This window comes from Mucilaginibacter sp. MD40 (assembly GCF_002288635.1).
Taxonomy (GTDB): domain Bacteria; phylum Bacteroidota; class Bacteroidia; order Sphingobacteriales; family Sphingobacteriaceae; genus Mucilaginibacter.
Map to the genome: position 1 here is coordinate 2,236,093 of NZ_NRSW01000001.1, position 16,044 is coordinate 2,252,136.

The window sequence follows — 16,044 nt, forward strand, 5'->3', positions numbered from 1 at the left end:
CCTATGGCGCTCGAAAAACGCGATTACGATGCCATTGTAGTGGGCAGTGGCCCAAACGGCCTGGCAGCTGCCATCCTGATGCAGCAGCATGGCTTGTCTGTACTCTTGCTTGAGGCTAAAGATACCATCGGCGGTGGCCTGCGCACAAAAGAACTTACATTACCGGGCTTTAAGCACGATGTGTGCTCGGCAATTCATCCGCTTGGAGTGGCATCACCGTTTTTTAAAACGCTGCCCCTGGCTGATCATGGCCTGGAATATATTTATCCCGAAATAGATGCCGCGCATCCATTAGAACATCATAACTCTGCCGTACTGTGCCGTAATATGGAATTGACGGCTAAACATTTGGGCGATGATGAAAACGCGTATCTAAAGCTGGTGCGAACCGTTACCCAAAACTGGCCTTTGATAGATGCTGATGTACTTGGTCCGTTGCATATCCCTAAGCATCCTTTGGCATTAGCGTCTTTTGGTTTGGATGCGCTGAAGCCGGTTACCATGCTGGCAAAGCAGTTTAAAACCAAACAGGCTAAGGCCTTACTGGCAGGTATGGCTGCACATAGTATGCAACCGCTTACCAACGCGGCTACATCGGCCATAGCATTGGTTTTAATGGCTGCCGGGCACTTGAAAGGCTGGCCACTCCCTAAAGGCGGCTCACAAAGTATTACGGATGCCTTGGCAGGATACTTTACCTCAATTGGTGGTAAGATCGAGACCAATACCTACGTCAGATCTTTGAAAAAACTGCCATCAGCACACGCCATACTGTTTGATGTAACACCGAAGCAGTTAATGGATATAGCGGGGCAAAAGTTTTCTGCCTTGTACAAATGGCAGCTTAATAGGTACCGCTATGGGATGGGTGCATTTAAGGTTGATTTTGCCTTGAGCGAACAAATTCCGTTTATACCGGAAGCTTGCCGTAAAGCAGGTACCGTACATCTCGGTAACACCCTCAACGAGATACGCGATGCTGAGCAGCAAACCTGGAATGGCAAGCACCCTGATAAACCCTTTGTGCTACTGGCACAACAAAGCTTGTTTGATAGTACCCGCGCACCGGAGAAAAAGCACACCGCATGGGCCTACTGCCATGTACCCAACGGTTCAACCAAAAACATGACCGATGCCATTGAAAGGCAAATAGAACGCTATGCACCCGGCTTCAGGGATACCATTCTTGCTAAACACACCTTTAATACCGCAGAATTGGAAGAGTACAACCCAAATTACATCGGTGGTGATATTAACGGAGGTGTTATTGATCTTGGGCAATTATTCACACGCCCGGCCTTGCGCTTGTCGCCATACAAAACGTCAGAGAAAGGTTTATACATCTGTTCTGCGTCCACGCCGCCAGGCGGTGGTGTGCATGGTATGTGTGGTTACAATGCCGCCAAAAGAGCGCTTAAAGATGTGTTTGGCATCGGCGTAAAACTAAAACTATAACTATTGCCATTGCAAAGCACTGGGCCGTATTGTATCTTTAACTCAAATTGATCACAATATGGGTAAAGGTCGTTTAGAGGCTTTTAGCGATGGCGTTATTGCCATTATTATTACGATTATGGTACTTGAACTTAAGGTACCGCACCATGCCGGCTGGAACGAGTTAAAGCAGCTCTCACCCGTATTTTTAAGCTATGTGCTGAGTTTTATTTACGTAGGTATTTATTGGAACAACCACCACCATATGCTGCATGCCGTAAAATCTATTAATGGTGGTGTACTATGGGCCAACCTGTTTCTTTTATTCTGGCTATCTTTAGTACCCTTTGTTACCGGTTGGATGGGGGAGAACCACTTTGCACAGGTGCCGGTGATATGTTACGGTATTGTGCTGATTATGTGCGCGCTGGCTTATAGCATACTCGCCCATTTGTTGATTAAACACCATGGCGAAAATTCATTACTTGCAAGTGCATTAGGGAATGATACTAAGGGAAAGCTATCGCTGATGATATATGCTTCGGCTATTGCTATTTCTTTCATACACTCCTGGCTTGCAGTAGGTTTGTATGTGCTGGTAGCCTGTATTTGGTTTCTCCCGGACAGGCGTATAGAACGTAAAATGGTACAGCACGGAGACGAAGCCGTTTAAGACAGCTCCTTCATCAATTTATCAAACGCTTCCTTCAATTGAGCAAAATCAGTTTCCAGTTTGCTTAAACGTTCTTCAAGATCGTTGTTTGACGGGCGGTGTTGAGGCTCATCATAGGCATCATCTTCCGGGACTGTTCCGCCCAGCAGGTGGCGGTAACGCACTTCTTTCTGACCGGGTCTTTTAGGCATTTGCTCAATAAAAGGGAGGTCGCCACCGGACAGTTTCTCGAGCATCTCCGTTACCTCGTCCAGGTTTTCAAATTCATACAAACGGCCCGAGTTGGTATTGATCTCGCCGGGTGTTTGCGGGCCGCGCAGAATAAGTAAACAGATAACCGCCACCTCTGATGGCACTACCGGGAATACGATGCCAAAGTTGTGTTTGTATTTTGTCGCGCGACTGGAGCCTCCCGTAGCTGTTGATACCAAGCCTTTGCGTTTTAAAGTGTCCAACGCCAGCGCGACAGTCTGCTCATCGTACTCCACTACGGGCTTGCGGGCAGTTTTTTGGTTGCAGGCCGCGGTTAGGCCGTTGATGGTCATGGGGTAATAATCAGGCGTTATTTTGCTTTTCTCCATCAGCGAGCCTAACACTCTTAATTCGGTATCGGTTAAAACAGGTAAAGTTTGCGGCGTATCCATAGGGCAAATATATTACTTGCTTTTATATTATCTTTAAGCCGGATGACAACGATAAGTATTTTGGGATGCGGCTGGTACGGGCTGCCATTGGCAAAGGCATTAGTAAGTGATGGGTATAAAGTAAAGGGCAGCACCACATCGGGGAGTAAGGTTGAGCAACTGGCTGGTGCAGGGATTGAGCCATTTATTTTAGACCTTTCTGCTGATCGATCTACTTTTCCTGATGATTTTTTTGATACTGATGTTTTGGTAATTGCTATCCCGCCTAAAACCCGTTCGGGCGAGGGGGAGGAGTACCTCTCTAAAATGGAGAAGGTAGTAGCAAGCGTAAATAAGCATCAAGTCAGCAAAGTTATCCTGATTAGTTCTACAGGAGTTTACGCTGATATGAACAAGGTGGTAGATGAAGATACGCCGCCTGTACCCGATACCGCATCCGGAAAAATATTATTACAAGCTGAAACGCTGTTTCAACAACAAATCGAATTTAAAACAGCTATCATTCGTTTTGGAGGACTGGTAGGGCCGGGCAGGCACCCGGGTAGGTTTTTTACCGGCAAACAAGGTATCACCAACGGACTGGCACCTGTAAATTTGATCCATCTGAATGATTGTATAGGCATTACTAAAGCGATAATTCATAAAAACGCTTATGGGCATATTTTTAATGCCGTAGCGCAACATCATCCAACACGTGCGGATTTTTACACCCAAGCTGCAGAAAAAGGAGAATTGGCTTTACCGGGCTTTATTTTAAAGCTGGATAACTGGAAGATAGTAGAAAGCAAAAACGTGCCGCGAATATTAGCGTACGAGTACCAAACAGATGACTGGTACAGAGCCCTTGATCACAAATTTTGAAACCTCAAAACTGTTAATTACATAAGCATGTCACAATATGTTATCCCGCTCAAGTATCGCAAGATGGAGAACCTCCACATTGTATTCTGGCTTTTTAAGGATATTGGCTGGTGTATGATATGGAAACCGCTGGGTATTGTGATGATCATCCCTACTTTGGTGATATCGGTAGTGATCGCTTACCGAACAAGACAATTAATGTCTGAACTTTGCCATAACCTGGCGATTACCTTCTGGATCAGTGCAAATTCGTATTGGATGATCAGCGAGTTTATGGGGTTTGACCATATCACTATTAGCGGATGGTTCACGTATAAACATTTGGCATTGATACCCTTCTTACTGGGTGTATTTTGCCTGGCGTTTTACTATGCCATCTGGCAGCCACGCCGTCCGGATGAGATTGAAACGATGTAATAAGCTACAGGCCTATCATCCGTTAAGTAATTTTAAAAACCATTGTAATTTCGAATTAGGCTAATGAAGTTTTCGCCTCATACAATATTAAAAAGATTGTTTCTCATATAAGCCAGCTTACTCTGAAACATGGTAGCCATTTTATTGGCGCGCCATTTAGCTTCCGTTGCTTTATCGCCGGTAAACAGCTCATCAACCGTTTTGGTGAATAAAGCCAGCCATTGGTCAAAGTGCTGCTCATCAATAGGCATTTGAGCATGGGGCGGGAAGGGACGGCCGCCATAAGTATATTCTTCCAGCAAAACGGTTTGCCAAAAGCGGTACATTTTATCCAGATGCTCGGGCCAGTTATCTTTTATACGTTCGTTAAAGATCGGGCCTAATAGCTCATTTTTTTGAATACGCTCATAAAAGGTATCTACCAAAAGTTTAATATCTGTAAGCGATAAAATATCGTTTTGTGCCTGCATAGAGCAAAATTAATGATACTGCAAGCCATTAAAACTATCCATACGTCAAAAAAATACGTGACTTAGATCATCTATAGAGTTTAGCCTTTCATTGGATCATAAATACATAGCTTCCAGCAGTTATGTGGTACCTGTTTGCTACGGGTTTACCGTTCAAACTGGCTGTTTTACCATTGGGGATAATTACCTCTGCGGTAGAATTGGCTGGTATGGTTACCTGGTATGTTATTACCTTACCATTGCGTTTCCATGCCGCGCTGATCTTTCCATAGGGGCCAATGTGGCTCGATGCATAGCTATACAGCCCGGTTACAAAATTTGGCTGTAAAATAACATTACTAAAACCAGGATGCTGCCCATCCGGCCTGATGCCGCCAATACCTTTATACAACCATGCGCCAATTTCTCCAAACATGATATGGTTGAGTGATATGTCGCTTTTAGCGTTAATATCCCAATTTTCGTAAAGTGTAGTAGCGCCATTCACTATCCACCATCCCCATGAAGGGTAGGTTTCCTGTGAGGCAATGCGGTAAGCTACATCGGCATAACCGTTATCGCTCAAAGCGGTAAGGATAGCTTTAGCGCCAAGGATACCCACATCCAAATGATAATTATCCGCTTTTACTCTTTGAGCCAATAAAGTGGCTGTGCGCGCTTTATAATTTTCAGGCACCATACCCCAGTACAGCGGTACGGCCAGTTCCGTTTGCAACCCGGTGTTGTAGCTACCTGTGTTTGGGTTAAGATACTTATGGTTAAATGCGTTCTTGATTTTATCCGCCAGCGCGGCGTATAGTACCTGTTCATCTTTTTTGCCTAATATAGCCGCTATCTTGGCAGCAATGGTTACGTCGGCAAAATAATAGGCCGTTGAGGTCATCTCTACCGGAGATTTGGATTTTACCGGTACCCAGTCACCCAAGCCCCAGGTGGTTAACCCGGTTGGATACAAATCATTTATATGGTTCACATAGCGCTTAATACGCTCATAATTGTCGCTTAATATTTTAGTGTCACCATAAAAGAGATAAGTGTTCCATGGGATAAGGGCGATGGTGCTGGTCCAATCCGGTCCGTTAGCCCAATCGTAACCCCATCCCGGCGTAGGAATAATAGCAGGCAGCGTTCCATTAGGCTGCTGCTCATCGCGATGGTCAGCCATCCATTTTTCATAAACGGTAATGCCATCAAAACTATACAGTCCGGTTTCAATGGCTATGTGCGCGTCACCCGTCCACCCGTTTTTCTCCCGCTGAGGGCAGTCGGTAGGATAGCCAAACAAGTTGCTCAGGTAAGAATTGTTGGTGGCGGCCCATATTTTATTGATAACAGGATTTGATGTGTGGAGATAACCTACCTGTTTAACATCGCTATGCATAAAATAGCCGGTAAGGCTATTCTGGCTCAGTTCAATGGGTTCGCTGCTGGTTACTTCCACATACTGGAAACCCTTATAGTTAAAACGAGGCATAAAGGTTTCGCTACCGCTGCCTTTAAGTATAAATATATCTACCTGGAATGGGTCTTTATCATCAGTAGGGCGGTAATGCATGTCAATGTTTGATTGGTCCACATGCCCATCCTTCTGCAGCCGTTCGCCGTGTTTGAGGCGTATAATGGTACCCTCTTTGCCGATCACCGTAAGTTTGCTTACGCCCGCGATGTTCCTTCCCAGGTTAAACACATAATCCTTGTGGTTAAATTTGTTTAAGGCGACCGTTTGTATCTCTTGTACATTTTTAATTGGCACCATTGCCTGGGCAACGACATTTTGTGAGGGCGCCTGGCGGTTAACGGCCGGTTTCCATTTGGTGTCATTAAAATTTATAGTGTTCCAACCGGGTTGTTCTTCGCGTGCATCGTAGTGTTCGCCGGTGTAGATGTTGTTTTTGACAACAGGGCTCAAGTCTGTTTTCCAGTGATCGTTAGAACTGATGGTTTCAACCGTACCATCACTGTACGTAATGCGAAGATCGAGGCAGAAAGCGGGTCGCTGGCGCCATGGGGCGAGGTGATAATCCCAAACGGCTGTACTTTGATGGTTGTACCAGCCGTTTCCTAAAAGCACACCTATGGCGTTTTTGCCGGGCTGTATTTGCGAGGTAATATCATAGGTAACGTACAGGTTGCGCCTGTCAAAACGGGTATACATGGGATCAAGCCGGTGGTCGCCAATGCGCGAACCGTTGATGTATACCTCATATAGCCCCGCTACGGCAATGTACGCCCGGGCCATTTTTACTTTTTTACCGGTGCCAAATGTGGTGCGGAAATACGGTGCAGGCCCTGTATTGCGGCTTTCACCATCGCTTATCCACATGCCTTTCCAATTGGTCATGTTCATCATGCCCATTTCAAAGCTATTTACCGCCGATGGCAGAGTAGGCTGCCCTTTAGTATTCCAAAGCTGTATACGCCAGTAATATCTGCCGAAGGGTTGTAATGCCTTGCCGTTGTATACTGCCTGAATGTTCCGCGAATTGATTTTGCCGGTAGACCAAACATCAGCTTTCCCTTGGCTCACGCCTATAGAGTCTGTGCCTACAATGATCTGGTAGGCTGCTTGTGCGGCTCCGGCGCCGTTATCATCCATCATCCAGGTAAAGCGAGGATGGGTATTATCCAGGCCAATTGGATTAGTAAGGTATTCGGTTTTTAAATTAACCGGCCTTGCCGCGAATAAAATCGAAGGTAAAATTGCTCCTGCGGTTAATAAGATACTGTAAAGTAAACGTGACTTCATGATAGGTTTAGCAATACTATAACCGGCCCGCTTTCACCTGTTCCGCAGCGTAATTGGCTGCCCTGGCGGTTAAGGCCATGTATAAAATTGATGGACTTTGATTACCCGTGCTGGTCATGCAGGCCCCATCCGTAACAAAAACGTTTTGGCAAAGGTGCAGCTGGTTCCACTGGTTAAGCAGTGAGTTCTTGGGGTCTTTACCCATACGAACGCCACCCATTTCGTGGATATCCAATCCGGGTGCCTGCATACTGTTGTGTTTGCTGATGTTTTTTACACCGGCTTTTTCAAACATAGCGGCCGTTTCGTTCAGGAAGTCCTCGGTCATTTTATCATCGTTAGGATGATAGGCAACGGAGGTTACCAGCAAAGGTATTCCCCACTGATCTTTTTCTGTATCACTCAAACGAACCTGGTTTTCTTTTACCGGAACGGTTTCGCCCTGCAGGTAGGCAAACACATTCCAGCCGCCGGGTTCAGACAAGTTGTCTTTATAAACAGCGCCGACCTGCCCATCAGCGGTATCTTCCGGGTGTTGCGGACGGTAGGCATTTAGGAAAGTAGTATAACCGCCAAAATAATCGGTTTCGCGTTTATGCAGGTTTTTGTAGTTCACCAATATCAGGTCGGTAGGGTTGCGGCCAAAGTAGTATTTATCTTCATAGCCATCGAGTGTGCCGCTTACCGAAGCGCGATAATTATGAAAGGCGATGTATTTGCCTAATAAGCCATTATCATTACCTAAGCCGTTAGGAAAACGTTTGGATTTGGAATTGAGCAGGATTAGATTGGTATTCAACGCCGAGGCGTTCATGAAGATCACCTTCGCCTTAAAATCAATGGTTTCTTTGGTTTGCGCATCTATTACCCTTACGCCTGATGCTTTGCCCGTTTGCTCATCGTAAATGATGGAATGTACCACAGAATGGGGGCGAATGGTTAAATTGCCTGTTTTTTCCGCCCAGGGCAGGGTAGAACTTACTGAACTAAAATAACCGCCAAAGGGGCAACCACGCATACACATGTTGCGCGCCTGGCACTTACCACGGCCCTGATCAAGGTGGATCTGTTGAGGTTCAGTAAGATGCGCCCATCGCGCGTGCACCAAATGCCTTCCGAAATTTTGCTTTATGTTATCGCGCATAAACTTGAGTGGCGCGCTCATTTCAAAAGGTGGCAGAAATTCGCCATCGGGCATGGCTTCCAAACCATCTTTATTTCCGCAGATACCGATGAATTTTTCTACATGCGAATACCAGGGCGCAACATCGTTATACCCGATGGGCCACTCAATGCCATAGCCAAAACGATGAGGGGCGGTAAATTCAAAATCGCTCCAGCGTTGTGTGGCGCGCCCCCACGTGAGTGATTTACCTCCAACCTGGTAACCGCGTATCCAGTCGAACGGCTTTTCCTGTACATAAGGATGGTCGGCATCCTTGATAAAAAAGTGGTCGCAATCGTCGCCATAGCCGGCTGCTTTAGTGATAAGCGGGTTTTCCTGCATCTGTTTCAGGCTCACACGGCCACGATAGGGAAATTCCCAGGGCGCTTTTGTAGCGGTAGGATAATCCTTGATGTGCTTAACATCACGGCCGCGCTCTAAAACCAGTGTTTTAAGGCCTTTTTCGCAAAGCTCTTTTGCGGCCCATCCTCCACTAATTCCGGATCCTATCACTATGGCATCGTATGTTTGCGCGGCATAAGCCGCAATATTCTCAGGCGTATCAGTAAGCATGTTTTAGTTTATAATTGGTTACTAAATATGCGATTAAAGTGTGGTAAATCCACATTCCTATGTGTTTTTATAAAAAAAAGCATCGTAACGATGAATACTGCAAAACCTATCCAAACTGTGTAACGGCTTAACAGCATATATAAATAAAATTTTTTTGCTGTATCATGTAATGCAGTTCCTTTAGTTTGGTCACGTATTGCTTTTGCCATAATCCATTTTTGCTGATTTGATATAGGCCAAACAAAGGATGCGGTTTGCTCAAGTTTAGCAAATAGCTGACTTGATCTTAAAGCAAACCAGGCGTACAATATAAACATCACTATTGTGATCACAGCAAAAGGATTAAACAGCATTGGTTATTAGTTTTTCTTCAATTTTACCGCCACGTCCTCATCCAGCAAAACCACTGCATTATCCAGCGTTTGCAGGATGGATGCTGGTACGTTAGTACTAACTTCTCCTTGCAGGCTTTTCGCAATAATATCAGTCTTTTTCGTGCCAGAGGCTATGAGTACTGCTTTCCCGGCCTCTGCCAGGTGTTGTAACCCAAGGGTGATGCCCTCTGTAAGTGGCGTAGCTTTATCAAAATATTTCTGCCCAACTTCAACGGTCACCGGGTCAAGTGCTGATCGGTGGGCGTAAAGATCAAACGGTGTACCCGGCTCGTTCAAGCCAAGGTGGCCGTTCATGCCAATCCCTACCATCATCACATCAATGCCGCCCTTTGAAGCGATGAATGCGTTCATGCGCTCACACTCCGCTTCCAGGTTATCCGCTTTAGCGTTAAACAGTGTTACGTTGGTAAGCTTGGTATTAAGCTTATCAAAAAAGGTGTTTTTAAGATAGTATTTGCAACTGCCTTTGTCGTTCTCATCCATGCCTACCCATTCGTCAAGGCCAATGATGAAAGCTTTTGTCAAATCTATACGGCCATCGTTAGCCCAGTTAACCAGGTAATTAATGGTACCCGTTGGAGAATCGCCGGATGGGAAAACCAGTACCGAATCAGGCTTTTCAGCTAATTGACGGGCCACAAGCTCTGCTGCCGCTTTTGACATTTCGTCGTAGTCGTGATATATTTTTACTTCCATGTTTTAGTCTTTTTGGGGATTCAACCAAAGGTCAACAGGTTTCTCTATTTTAGCATAATAGGGCAGGGCTATCTTTTTGCCCAGGCCTGCAGAAGCATAAGCGGCATAGATCATCTCTAACACTACACGGCCGTCTTCGCCGGTAACAATAGGGGTTTTATCTTCCCGTACACATTCAATAAAATGCTTTAGTTCCTGCGGGTAACCCTGGTTAAAGGCCTCCTCAAAAATAGTGAAGGTCCAGCCGGCAGAGCTATCTACCTTTTCCATCGCATAGCCATAACCATTTTTACTATAAGTAAGCGCGGAGTTGCCCATAAACAGATCAGCGTAAACCACACCACCAGTACCGTAAATTTCGCAACGGTCATCCATGCCGCCGTGCTTAGCCCAGCTGCTTTCTGCAACGCAGGTAACACCATTCTCAAACTCCACCACAACCACGGCATTATCTTCGCCTTTGGTGCGGCCTTTATGCAATACGGTACTCATGGTAGCGTATACGTCCTTTACTTTAGCGTGTTTAAGCACCCAGCGGAACCAGCCCAGGGCATGGCAGCCCATATCCATCAACACGCCACCACCGGCCAGGTTAATATCATAAAACCAATCGGTATGCGGGCCAGAGTGTTTTTCCGCTTGTTTAAGCATATACACCTCACCAACGGCGCCTTCGTCAACCAAGCTGCGCGCACGCTCGTATTTGGGCGCGAAACAAAGCTCCTCGGCGTACATTAGTTTCACATTGTTCTCTTTGCAAACCGCGATCATTTCATCAGCCTCTTCAATGGTAACGGCTAATGGTTTTTCTATAATGATGTGCTTTTTGGCTTTGGCGGCTTTTATACAAACTTCGGCGTGCAGGTAATTGGGCACGCAAATATCTATTACCTCGGCATCGGTTTTGGCAAGCAGTTGGTCTACATCGTTAAACCAGGTTGCTATGTGATATTTTTCGGCAAAGGCTTTGGCTTTATCCGGGTTACGGGCGTAAACGGCTACCACTTCGGCCTCAGGTACAAACCGGTGATACGATTCCAGGTGAATGTCTGATATAAAGCCCGCGCCTATAATAGCTACTTTAGTTCTGTTCATGTTTTTAAGGTATTATAAATAGTTCATTTTTTTTAGATAAGCCACCCATATTTTGTAGGCATCTTTATTAAGGTGCAGGCCTTCAAGGGTATATCGGTTATCCAGCAGGCAGCGTTTATCAGTAAAGAGCGGGGCCAGGTTCACCCAGGTGAAATTCAGCTCATTTGCTTTAGCTTTTAGTAGCTTGTTTACGACCGGGACATGCGCCCCTTTATCATAATGTTGCGGAAATTTCAGGTGCGTAGGGTCTACAGGCAATATGCTTTGTACGTAGACACGGGTCTGCGGACTTTGAGCGTGTACACGTTTAATGATCTTGAAATAATTGTCGGCAATTACCGCGTCGGGGATATCTTTCCCAATGTCGTTTATGCCAAATAGCATGAATAGCTTGTTAGGTTGGCGAGCAATGATATCATCCAGGCGTTTTAAGGCACCAAAGGTGATGTCGCCGCCTATGCCACGGTTAATAACCGTAGTATCACCGGTAAGGCTTCCCCAGTCGCCCATTTCAGTAATACTATCGCCAAAAAAGATAACGTTGGCTTTCTTAACCGGCTGTGCAGCAAATACCTTTAATTTTTCGACGGTATGGTCGGGAATAAAAGGGATGGTATCAAATAAATTTTGATTAGTTGGCCGTTGTTGCGCCTGTGCTAAAGCCGGTAAGGCTAAAAGCAGCAATAAAAACTTCTTCATAAATAAATAATTGGCAGCTAAATGTACAAAATACACTGGTGATTTTCTGTCTTCATGACAGAGATTATACTCATGCTAAAACCAGCGGCTCTAAACGGGGTTAGTATTAATATGACACTTGGAGACGAGATATTAAAGATCGTAAACAAAATTTACACGCCGGATAGTTTCATAGAAACCAGTTTTAAACGATACGATCTGGCGTTTAAGACTGACGAAGCAGGCAGGCCAATACTGCTATTCTTAGGCAAGGCCGACGGGGAAGGGCGCATCAAGGGCGAACGTTTTGCACGCCGGCTGGTGTTTGATGATAGCGGTAATGTATTGAAAGACCATTGGGATAACAAAGGAAAAGTGAGTTAATATGGAACTGATTTCTGTAATTATTGAGAGCCCGAAGGGTAGTGGTGCAAAGTTTGATTACGAGCCAGCTACAAAAGATTTCAAATTAAAAAAGATCCTTCCGGCCGGAATGGTGTTTCCGTTCGATTTTGGTTTTATACCCGATACTAAAGGCGGCGATGGCGACCCGCTGGATGTGATCGTTTTATCTGAAATAGGTACATTTACCGGCTGCCGTATGGATTGCCGGGTAATAGGCGCCATTAAAGCCAAACAAACAGAACGCAATGGCGATGAGATGCGTAATGACCGATTTGTGGTGGTACCAGAGGTTTCACATCTGTATTCAGACGTTACAACTTTGCTGCAATTACCGGATAGTATTTTGAAGGAACTGGAAGCTTTCTTTAAAAATTATAATACGCTGGCAGGTAAAATTTTCGATGTAATTGAGCTGATAAATGCCCGGGAAGCGCTTGAAATGATAAATGGCTAAGCAAACCTGACAAAAACTAAACAAATGTAAATGTAATTATGTTGCATTTATAACTATCTTTGTAACATGTTACCTCAACGAAAAGCCATAAAGCTTGATAATATCGGTATGACCGCCTCGGCGCTATGTGCCATACATTGTGCCGCGGTGCCTGTATTTTTTACAAGCTTACCCTTATTAGGCCTTGGTTTTTTAGCTAACCCCTGGGTGGAGTGGACAATGATCCTGTTTGCATTGGTAATAGGGGTATGGTCTATCGGTAGCGCTTACCATCAATACCGTAAAACTTTGCCTTTAATTGTGCTCGGTGCGGGATTTGCCCTAATTATTGGCGGCCATGTTTTTATTCATAACTGGGTGGAAGCGGTGATCGTACCCATTGGTGGATTAACGATAGCAATAGCACATTATCTTAATTATAAACTGGCCGGTGCCTGCGATGCAGGCGATAACTTTTTGCACATTAAGCACTCCCACAAACACGATAATAAACAGGCTGCTTAACTGAATTTTGCTTAAATTTGGGCGAATGGCACAAACAAAGAATTTCCGTTTTGAAGAACTGCTGGATAAGCACCATTTAAAGAAAACCGGTGCCCGGCTGCGCGTTCTTTCCATGATGTATTCAAAAAATACGGCTACCTCACAGCCCGATCTGGAGAGTGTGATGAGTGATATTGACAGGGTTACCTTATACCGTATCCTTAACGTGTTTGAGGAAAAAGGTATTATCCATAAGGTGTTTGATCTGAACGGCACGGCCAACTACGCGGTTTGCCATGCTGATTGCGGCGAAAATCATCACCACGATGAGCACCTGCATTTTAATTGTACCAACTGCAAAAACGTTTACTGCCTTGATGACCTGCATATGCCGCGTTTAAATTTACCCGAAGGTTTTAAAGCGGATAGCTTTACGCTTTACGCATCGGGTTTATGCCCTAAGTGCAGCAAGAAGAATGCATCTTCTATTAACTAAACACTACTTGGCCATTAGTACGTTAATCCATTGCAAAATATCATCGTCAAATTCAACAATAGCAAACCTTTATTTACGTTTGCAGTTTGATAGTGTGGCTGATAAATTTGTGTCCTCTGATTAATTCAATGCAACAAAAATACGCAAGGCTGATCTGTAGCATCAGCATTTTATCTTTATATATTCTCTTCTGTTCTTTCACCCCGGCTGATACCATTGTTACTACCGGGTATAAAATAAAGAATGTAATTATTGATGCCGGCCATGGTGGTAAGGATGCCGGCGCACGCGGTCAGTATTCTTTTGAGAAGAATGTTACGCTTGCCATTGCTAAGAAACTGGATGCCGCTATCCACGCCCAAATCCCTGATCTGAATACGGTATTAACGCGTAATGATGATACCTTTATTGAGTTACGCAGGCGGTCGGCCATTGCTAATCAATCAAAAGGCAATTTGTTTATTTCTATTCACTGTAACTCGTCTGCCGAGGGAACGGCCTACAGGGCGCATAAGCAAAGCGGTGTAATGGTGCTGGTTTATGGTTTGCATCGTGTACGTGAGCAGGAGGAAGCCATGCGTGAGAATGCTTCTATTTTTGAGGAAAAAAACTATCAGCAAAACTACCAGGCGCTTGATGAATCAGACCCTGCTAATGCCATCATACTCGATGCTTTTACCAAAAAATACCGTAAGCAAAGCATCAAATTTGGCGATCTGTTAATGAACGAGTTTACAGATACCGATGGCCGGGTATCATTGGGTGTGCGTGAGCAGGGAGTATATGTACTGGCTAACAGCGCCATGCCATCAGTACTTATTGAAACCGGGTTCATCAATAACCCCGATGAAGAAGAATATCTCAATTCAGAAGAAGGGCAAAATGCAATTGTACAATCCATTATAAGGGCTGTTGTAGCTTATCGTAATGTACTTAATGCACAATAGTACTTTTGGCAGTCCTGCAGATATGCATAGTTTTTTTATTTTAGCATCCGCATAAAACCGTTGCTTTTATTAATAGTTAGCTAAAAGTAGGTACCAAACCATTATTAATGGATATTTTACACACGCTGCTTGGCGAAGACATAAAAGCCGGATTACTTATCATTCTCAATCTAATTGTTATCGAGAGCCTCTTATCAGTAGATAATGCCGCGGTGCTGGCTACCATGGTGCTCGATCTGCCGAAGGAACAGCGTGCGAGAGCATTACGCTACGGTATTATTGGCGCTTATGTTTTACGTGGCTTATGTTTGCTTTTAGCCACATGGCTGGTAAAGATCTGGTGGTTAAAACCTTTGGGTGGCTTGTATCTGCTATATCTGGCCTTTGATTATTTTAAAGGTAAAGCCTCAAAAAAGAAAAAAGAAGCGGAAGAGGATGCAGAAGAGTCTGTTGATAAGAAAAAGAACTGGTTTTACCGCTCAACCGTTGGTTTAATCGGCACCTTTTGGGCAACCGTTGCTTTGGTAGAGCTGATGGATTTAGCCTTTTCGATAGATAACGTGTTTGCAGCCGTAGCCTTTACTGATCATGTATTTCTTATATACACAGGCGTGTTCATTGGCATACTGGCTATGCGTTTTGTGGCGCAGGCTTTTGTCAAGTTGATGGAAAAATTCAGTTTCCTGGAAACGATCGCTTTTATTGTCATCGGTGTTTTGGGGGTTAAATTAACGGCATCATTGTTTGTGCATTTCTACCCCGACTCAGAGGTTGGTAAGTTTCTTGAAAGTGAAGTGGCCGACGCGGCGGTGTCCATTTTTACGGTAGCCATTTTTATTATTCCGGTGCTTACATCTGTATTTTTTAATTTCCCCAAAAAGACTACGAAAGAGCCGGAGTTTGCTGAAGAAGCTGATAAAATTACAGGCAAAAATAATACACCGTGAACAAATTAATCGCGTCTATTTTCGGTATTGGTTATGTAAAGGGTGGCGGCACATTGGCTGCTTTGGTAACCTGTCCGTTCATTTACTTGCTTTGGCTGCAGCCATGGGCGGCTAATCCTTTGTACCTGGTTTTGGCTACTGTTATTGTTACGTTGTTGGGTATTTACGTTGGTAATAAAGTTGAACCTTTCTGGGGAAAGGATAGCTACCGGGTGGTGATAGATGAAGTAGCCGGTATGATGGTGACCATGTTATTTATCCCGGCAAACATTTACTACCTTTTAATGGGCTTTGTGCTGTTCCGCTTCTTTGATATCTTGAAACCGCTTGGTGTCCGTAAAATGGAGTCGCTGCCCGGCGGGACCGGCGTAATGATGGACGATGTGCTGGCGGGAGTATATGGAAATGTTGTTCTCCAGGTAATCGTCTATTTCTTGCATCTGCACGTAATTGCTTAGTTAGATT

The 16,044-nt window shown here is 44.8% G+C and carries 19 protein-coding genes; 11 read left to right on the forward strand and 8 right to left on the reverse strand.

What is annotated here, in order from left to right; translation table 11 throughout:
- The first annotated feature begins 3 nt into the window (after window positions 1-3).
- On the forward strand, window positions 4-1,455 hold the full coding sequence (locus CKK33_RS10150; RefSeq protein ID WP_095703998.1) for an NAD(P)/FAD-dependent oxidoreductase: 1,452 nt from the start codon (window positions 4-6) through the stop codon (window positions 1,453-1,455).
- 58 nt (window positions 1,456-1,513) lie between these two features.
- Window positions 1,514-2,107, forward strand: a complete 594-nt coding sequence (locus tag CKK33_RS10155; protein WP_095703999.1) for a TMEM175 family protein — start codon at window positions 1,514-1,516, stop codon at window positions 2,105-2,107.
- Here CKK33_RS10155 and CKK33_RS10160 read toward each other — a convergent pair.
- The gene (locus CKK33_RS10160; protein WP_095704000.1) at window positions 2,104-2,751 is read right to left on the reverse strand and encodes a YceH family protein; all 648 of its coding nucleotides are present in this window, start codon (window positions 2,749-2,751) and stop codon (window positions 2,104-2,106) included. The genes CKK33_RS10155 and CKK33_RS10160 overlap by 4 nt on opposite strands.
- 42 nt (window positions 2,752-2,793) lie before the next feature.
- Here CKK33_RS10160 and CKK33_RS10165 point away from each other — a divergent pair, with 42 nt between their 5' ends.
- Together CKK33_RS10165 and CKK33_RS10170 are read left to right on the forward strand one after the other, a co-directional pair.
- Window positions 2,794-3,612 carry an SDR family oxidoreductase gene (locus CKK33_RS10165; RefSeq protein WP_095704001.1) on the forward strand — a complete coding sequence of 273 codons (819 nt, stop codon included), beginning with the start codon at window positions 2,794-2,796 and terminating at the stop codon, window positions 3,610-3,612.
- A 27-nt stretch (window positions 3,613-3,639) separates the two neighbouring features.
- Window positions 3,640-4,029 carry a hypothetical protein gene (locus CKK33_RS10170; RefSeq protein WP_198952455.1) on the forward strand — a complete coding sequence of 130 codons (390 nt, stop codon included), beginning with the start codon at window positions 3,640-3,642 and terminating at the stop codon, window positions 4,027-4,029.
- A 77-nt stretch (window positions 4,030-4,106) separates the two neighbouring features.
- On the opposite strand, the gene CKK33_RS10175 is transcribed toward CKK33_RS10170, so the two are convergent.
- The 7 genes from CKK33_RS10175 to CKK33_RS10205 form a co-directional block, all read right to left on the reverse strand.
- Window positions 4,107-4,499: a group III truncated hemoglobin gene (locus CKK33_RS10175; protein WP_095704002.1), complete on the reverse strand. Its 393-nt coding sequence runs from the start codon at window positions 4,497-4,499 to the stop codon at window positions 4,107-4,109.
- Window positions 4,500-4,587: 88 nt separating this feature from the next.
- Window positions 4,588-7,245: an alpha-L-rhamnosidase gene (locus CKK33_RS10180; protein ID WP_095704003.1), complete on the reverse strand. Its 2,658-nt coding sequence runs from the start codon at window positions 7,243-7,245 to the stop codon at window positions 4,588-4,590.
- Between the two features lie 16 nt (window positions 7,246-7,261).
- On the reverse strand, window positions 7,262-8,983 hold the full coding sequence (locus tag CKK33_RS10185) for a GMC oxidoreductase (RefSeq protein ID WP_095704004.1): 1,722 nt from the start codon (window positions 8,981-8,983) through the stop codon (window positions 7,262-7,264).
- A gap of 8 nt (window positions 8,984-8,991) precedes the next feature.
- The gene (locus CKK33_RS10190; protein ID WP_095704005.1) at window positions 8,992-9,336 is read right to left on the reverse strand and encodes a hypothetical protein; all 345 of its coding nucleotides are present in this window, start codon (window positions 9,334-9,336) and stop codon (window positions 8,992-8,994) included.
- Window positions 9,337-9,342: 6 nt separating this feature from the next.
- The gene (locus tag CKK33_RS10195) at window positions 9,343-10,074 is read right to left on the reverse strand and encodes a 6-phosphogluconolactonase (RefSeq protein WP_095704006.1); all 732 of its coding nucleotides are present in this window, start codon (window positions 10,072-10,074) and stop codon (window positions 9,343-9,345) included.
- A 3-nt stretch (window positions 10,075-10,077) separates the two neighbouring features.
- Complete coding sequence (locus CKK33_RS10200; protein ID WP_095704007.1) at window positions 10,078-11,169, reverse strand: Gfo/Idh/MocA family protein; 1,092 nt, start codon at window positions 11,167-11,169, stop codon at window positions 10,078-10,080.
- Window positions 11,170-11,181: 12 nt separating this feature from the next.
- Window positions 11,182-11,868, reverse strand: coding sequence for a GDSL-type esterase/lipase family protein (locus tag CKK33_RS10205; protein ID WP_095704008.1), 687 nt, complete (start codon window positions 11,866-11,868; stop codon window positions 11,182-11,184).
- Window positions 11,869-11,922: 54 nt separating this feature from the next.
- Between CKK33_RS10205 and CKK33_RS10210 the strand changes: the two genes are divergently transcribed.
- The 7 genes from CKK33_RS10210 (at window position 11,923) to CKK33_RS10240 (ending at window position 16,037) form a co-directional block, all read left to right on the forward strand.
- Window positions 11,923-12,231: a hypothetical protein gene (locus tag CKK33_RS10210; RefSeq protein ID WP_233138185.1), complete on the forward strand. Its 309-nt coding sequence runs from the start codon at window positions 11,923-11,925 to the stop codon at window positions 12,229-12,231.
- Window position 12,232: 1 nt separating this feature from the next.
- Window positions 12,233-12,706: an inorganic diphosphatase gene (locus tag CKK33_RS10215; RefSeq protein ID WP_095704009.1), complete on the forward strand. Its 474-nt coding sequence runs from the start codon at window positions 12,233-12,235 to the stop codon at window positions 12,704-12,706.
- A gap of 66 nt (window positions 12,707-12,772) precedes the next feature.
- A complete protein-coding gene (locus CKK33_RS10220) occupies window positions 12,773-13,210 on the forward strand; it encodes a MerC domain-containing protein (RefSeq protein WP_095704010.1) in 438 nt (145 codons plus the stop codon).
- A 25-nt stretch (window positions 13,211-13,235) separates the two neighbouring features.
- The gene (locus CKK33_RS10225) at window positions 13,236-13,685 is read left to right on the forward strand and encodes a Fur family transcriptional regulator (RefSeq protein WP_095704011.1); all 450 of its coding nucleotides are present in this window, start codon (window positions 13,236-13,238) and stop codon (window positions 13,683-13,685) included.
- A 128-nt stretch (window positions 13,686-13,813) separates the two neighbouring features.
- The gene (locus tag CKK33_RS10230; protein ID WP_095704012.1) at window positions 13,814-14,632 is read left to right on the forward strand and encodes an N-acetylmuramoyl-L-alanine amidase; all 819 of its coding nucleotides are present in this window, start codon (window positions 13,814-13,816) and stop codon (window positions 14,630-14,632) included.
- Between the two features lie 107 nt (window positions 14,633-14,739).
- Window positions 14,740-15,579: a DUF475 domain-containing protein gene (locus tag CKK33_RS10235; RefSeq protein WP_095704013.1), complete on the forward strand. Its 840-nt coding sequence runs from the start codon at window positions 14,740-14,742 to the stop codon at window positions 15,577-15,579.
- On the forward strand, window positions 15,576-16,037 hold the full coding sequence (locus CKK33_RS10240) for a phosphatidylglycerophosphatase A (protein WP_095704014.1): 462 nt from the start codon (window positions 15,576-15,578) through the stop codon (window positions 16,035-16,037). Before CKK33_RS10235 ends, CKK33_RS10240 begins: the two co-directional genes overlap by 4 nt.
- Window positions 16,038-16,044 lie beyond the last annotated feature (7 nt).